Annotated in this window: 1 protein-coding gene; it reads right to left on the minus strand. The window is 43.2% G+C overall.

Features of this window, described 5'->3' with window-relative positions; all coding sequences use genetic code 11:
- Nucleotides 1-266: sortase (locus C1G53_RS00090; RefSeq protein ID WP_153046618.1), on the minus strand; the 266-nt coding region annotated here is incomplete at both ends.

Raw genomic sequence — 266 nt, forward strand, 5'->3', positions numbered from 1 at the left:
GTAGAAAGTATCACCGATTTTTACCTTCGTTAAGTCTGTGAATAACCGAGCTTTGGGTAAACCTGTATGAGCCGTTAAGACAGTATGGGTATCGCTCCCCCCAATCGGTAAGGATGTTCCTTCCAAATGCCCTACACCTTTTTGAAGAACGGTCTCAGAAGTTCCTGCATAAACAGGAAGCTTGACCTCAATTTTTGGAATTTCAACATAACCTATCTTTTCATGCAATTCCAGCATCCGTGCATACTCTACCCGTCCAGCTTCAT

Source organism: Streptococcus suis, assembly GCF_002960445.1.
Classification (GTDB): domain Bacteria; phylum Bacillota; class Bacilli; order Lactobacillales; family Streptococcaceae; genus Streptococcus; species Streptococcus hyiners.